This is a genomic window from Pseudomonas sp. NBRC 111133 (genome assembly GCF_001320605.1).
GTDB classification, from domain to species: Bacteria; Pseudomonadota; Gammaproteobacteria; order Pseudomonadales; family Pseudomonadaceae; genus Aquipseudomonas; species Aquipseudomonas monteilii.
Genome location: NZ_BCBJ01000157.1, coordinates 1 through 4,468 on the forward strand (window position 1 = coordinate 1; position 4,468 = coordinate 4,468).

2 protein-coding genes and 2 pseudogenes are annotated in these 4,468 nt (G+C 54.1%); 3 read left to right on the forward strand and 1 reads right to left on the reverse strand.

The window, feature by feature from the left end:
- The first annotated feature begins 343 nt into the window (after positions 1–343).
- From APH36_RS29365 to APH36_RS33345, 3 genes and pseudogenes are all read left to right on the forward strand, one after another.
- Entirely contained in the window at positions 344–2,413 is a 2,070-nt protein-coding gene (locus tag APH36_RS29365) for a bifunctional diguanylate cyclase/phosphodiesterase (protein WP_060501710.1), read from the forward strand.
- Between the two features lie 152 nt (positions 2,414–2,565).
- Positions 2,566–3,342 (forward strand): annotated as a pseudogene (locus tag APH36_RS33340) (PAS domain-containing protein); the annotation flags it as partial.
- 105 nt (positions 3,343–3,447) lie between these two features.
- A pseudogene (locus APH36_RS33345) lies at positions 3,448–3,885 on the forward strand (methyl-accepting chemotaxis protein); the annotation flags it as partial.
- Between the two features lie 132 nt (positions 3,886–4,017).
- Here APH36_RS33345 and APH36_RS29375 read toward each other — a convergent pair.
- Positions 4,018–4,468 (reverse strand): transposase (locus APH36_RS29375; RefSeq protein WP_156342239.1); only part of this gene is annotated, 451 nt, incomplete at its 5' end.

The window sequence follows — 4,468 nt, forward strand, 5'->3', positions numbered from 1 at the left end:
TAACCGTCCGGCCATGTCATCTACCCAGCCCCGCAAAGCCAAGACATCGAGTGCACTCAAATTTAAGTGAGCACCAGATCTAGCCTTTAAACGGGTATTTCATGCAGCCAACACTCGGTTCCTATTCCAAGGCCTTCAAAGCCCAGGTCATTCAATATGGGTGCCCAGCACGGCACTACAATTGCCAGCATCGCATTCAGCCGTAAGCGTGCCCGTGGAAGTCGCAAGGCTGGCATGACGCTTTTTTTTGTAAAATTTTTGACGATAGGATGAAGCGTACTCTTCAGAAACTGCTCGTGCCGCCGATGGCCCAGAGGAGCCAAATTCAACCTTCGGGGTTTCAATGCTAGTAAGCAGCTATAACAGCGTGTATGTGCTGTTTTCCTTCGCCGTAGCGATCCTGGCGTCTTATACCGCGCTGGACATGACTGGTCGAGTCACCCGTACCGAAGGCAAAGCATCGGCACTTTGGCTTGCCGGTGGATCTTCCGCCATGGGCACGGGCCTCTGGTCGATGCATTTTATTGGCATGTTGGCCTTCCAACTGCCCATCGAGCTGGGTTACGACCTGACGCTGACTGGCTTATCGTTGTTGATCGCCATCGCCTCCTCCGCCTTTGCTTTGTGGCTAGCATGCCAGACGGAAATGCCACTGCCGCGTTTGCTGCTTGGTGCGGTGCTCATGGGTATCGGAATTGCATCCATGCACTACGTTGGAATGGCGGCGCTGCTGATGAATCCTGTAGTGGAATACGTTCCGTCGTTGTTCGCGCTATCGGTGCTGATTGCTATCCTTGCTTCGGGCGTGGCTTTGTGGATCGCTTTCCGCATGCGTGGCGAAGGTCAGTACATCAATCGTACACGCATCGGCGCCTCGTTAATTATGGGGTGTGCCATTGTTGGAATGCACTATACCGGAATGGCGGCTGCCCAATTTCCTATCGGGAGCGTGTGCGGAGCGGTCAATGCAGGCATTGATAGCAACTGGCTAATGGTTTTGGTGATTCTGATCACGCTGGCTGTCTGCGCTATTGCCTTGATCGTATCAATGCTTGACGTCCGCACCAGCATACTTGCCAGCTCCCTTGACCTCGCAAACAGTGAACTGGTGCAGCTAGCTCTTCACGACAATCTTACTCGCCTCCCTAACCGTATCCTCCTAAACGACCGTCTTCAGCAAGCGATTCATAAAGCCATCAGGCAGAAGAGCCACTTTGCCGTACTCTTCATGGATCTGGATGGTTTCAAAGCTGTTAACGATACTTACGGTCATCACACTGGCGACCAGTTGCTTCTGCAAGTAGCAAAGCGAATCAACGACGCCAAACGCGGCGAAGATACGGTGGCTCGCCTCGGAGGCGACGAGTTCGTTCTGCTTATCGATCCCGGCGAACCTGAAGACGCTGCGATGTTGGCGCAACGCTTGGTGGAAAATATTCGATTACCTTACGTACTTGGGCGGCAGACAGTGCATGTGTCCGCTAGCATCGGTATCGCTATATTCCCAGAAAATGGCCTAACCGAGCATGAGCTGATGGTCAATGCCGATGCGGCTATGTACCACGCCAAGGAGCAGGGCCGCGATGGCTACTGCTTCTTTGAAAAAGCTATGAACGTTAACGCTCACCTGCAGTTGGAAATGCAACAGGATCTGCGGTGCGCACTGGATCGGAATGAATTTATCCTGCACTTCCAGCCGAAGATGCTCGCCCCAAATGGCCCTATGATCGGCGTTGAAGCTTTACTGCGTTGGAACAAGCCAGGTTTGGGCTTGGTGCCGCCCGTCCGTTTCCTGCCCTTGGCAGAGCGTACTGGATTGATCGTGCCAATCGGTAGCTGGGTAATCCATGAGGCGTGCCGGCAGATGGCCGAATGGCAAGCGTTAGGCGAAGGTAAAGACGAATGGAGTATTGCGGTCAACATTTCGACGGTACAACTGGCCCATGCAAAGCTCGTTGATGTCGTGCGCAATGCCCTGCAAAGCAGTGGCCTGCCCCCCCGTTTCCTGACACTGGAAGTTACCGAATCTACGGCGATGCGGGACGCTGAAGCTGCTTTGATTGTTCTTGATCAATTGGCAGCATTGGGCGTGAATATCTCCATCGACGACTTTGGTACCGGTTATTCCAGCCTGCTTTATCTTAAGCGCCTACCAGCCAACGAACTGAAGATCGACCGAGGTTTTATCACCGAGCTGGCTAAGTGTAACGATGACGCGGCTATCGTTTCGGCCATAGTAGCGCTCGGTAAAACGCTGGGGCTGAGGATCGTTGCAGAGGGTGTGGAAACCGCTGAACAACAACAGATGCTTACCGAGTTGGGTTGCGACATTTTGCAAGGTTACCTGCTGGGCAAGCCGATGAGCGCAGAGAGGATGCTGGAAAGCTTAAGCGCGACCAAGACTCTAGCGTGATACTGCACAAGCCATAGATTCAAGTTGGTGCTTGCTGGTGCAATTTGCAGACCCGCTACATCACCTGATTTAAGCATCAGTTAAACATTCGAATTGGGATTTACGGCTTCTCCTCATTCGTCCGATAGTAAAATTCACTCTAAGGCTAATCAATGTTCAACAAGGCAATCAAGCAGACCTTGGCTGAGGCTCTGCAAAAGCTTCAGGCCGCAGAAGCAAGGGCCGTGGCCGTTGACCGTTCGACGGCAACAATTGAATTTAAACCCGATGGCACCATCATAGGTGCCAATGAGAACCTTCTTACCACCATGGGCTACCGACTGGAGGAGATCGTCGGACAGCACCATCGTATTTTCTGTTTTCCTGATTACCAGGCGAGTGCCGACTATCGTAAGTTCTGGCAGCGCCTGGCTGGTGGCGAGTACATACGTGAACGTTTCCTGAGGCGTAATAAGCAAGGCCTGGAGGTCTGGCTCGAAGCCAGCTACAACCCTATCCGAGGCGCCGATGGTCGCGTCGAAGGCGTGCTGAAGCTGGCCACCGACATTACTACTCAGGTGATCCGTGAGCAGGAGCAGAGCAGCATGGTTCAGGCCATCAGTCGCTCGATGGCTGCGATTTCCTTTAACTTGAAAGGTGAGGTTCTCGACGCCAACGAAAACTTCGAGCAGGCCATGGGCTATCGCCTGGATGAGATTCGGGGAAAGCACCACCGCATGTTCTGCACACGAGGTGAAGCGGACTCTCCTGAATACCGCGATTTCTGGGAGCGACTGAACCGTGGTGAGTTCTTCTCTGGACGCTTCCAGCGACTCAACCGGCATGGCGATACCGTCTGGCTGAGCGCAACCTACAACCCGGTATTCGATGCCAGTGGCCGGCTTTACAAAGTAGTTAAGTTTGCCCGTGATATTACGTCCCAAGTGCGCCAGCAGCAAGCAGAATCCGATGCAGCCACGTTCGCCTACAATATATCCCAGCAGACGGACAGAAGCGCTCGCCATGGTGCCGAGGTCATTAGTGAAACGGTCGAGGTGGTACAAGGCATAGCAGCCGAGCTCTCACGAGCGGCTGAAGGCATCACTGCAGTCAATCAGCAGTCAGAGATGATCCGCAGCATCGTGCAGACCATCCGAGGTATCGCCGAGCAGACCAACCTACTTGCTCTAAATGCTGCTATCGAAGCTGCAAGGGCGGGTGAACAAGGCCGAGGTTTTGCGGTGGTCGCCGATGAAGTACGAAACCTTGCAGCCCGCACGGCGCAGGCCACCGTGGAAATCGTCGATGTTGTGAAGCGCAACCATGAACTAGCGCAGGATGCTGTGGAGAGCATGCAGGCTAGTCGCCAAAAGGTCGATCAAGGCGTCGATTTGGTCAGCCAAGCCGGCTTTGTGATAGAGGAAATTCAGAGCGGAGCACGGCAAGTAGTCGACGCCGTGCGCCAGTTCGCCGAGGCAAAGGAAGAGCTCTGATGTAACTGTATCGGGCACAACCTCGTAAGGCTGTTCCAATTTCTCACGATAAGCGTGCTTGTCCAATATGACATCATCGCTGCTTACTGGGCGCAACTGAACGTTTGCATCCGAGCATCACGTCTTACGCAATTAGACCGGTTGCCAAATATGCGGCAGCAAATGATCGATTTCACTCGCCCGCTGCGTCGGCAGGCGTGTGAGCACGTCCTTCAAATAGGCATACGGATCATGACCGTTGAGCCGCGCAGACTGGATCAAACTCATGATCGCCGCCGCCCGTTTTCCGCTGCGTAGCGACCCTGCGAAGAGCCAGTTCTTGCGTCCAAGAGCCCATGGTCGGATCTGGTTCTCTGCCCAATTGTTGTCTATGGGTACAGCCCCGTCATCGAGGTAGCGCGACAGCGCTGCCCAGCGTTTCAGGCTGTAATCGAGTGCTTTGCTGATGGCTGAGCCTTCGGGCACAAGGTCGCGCTGGGCGCTCATCCAGACATGTAGCATGTCCATTACCGGGACGGCTTTTTCTTTCCGTATTCGCCGCCGTAAATCCGGCTCCAGATCGCGGACTTCGCTCTCGATTTCG

Coding starts and splice junctions, on each gene's coding strand:
- APH36_RS29365 (WP_060501710.1), top strand. CDS start 344: ATGCTAGTAAGCAGCTATAACAGCGTGTATGTGCTGTTTTCCTTCGCC.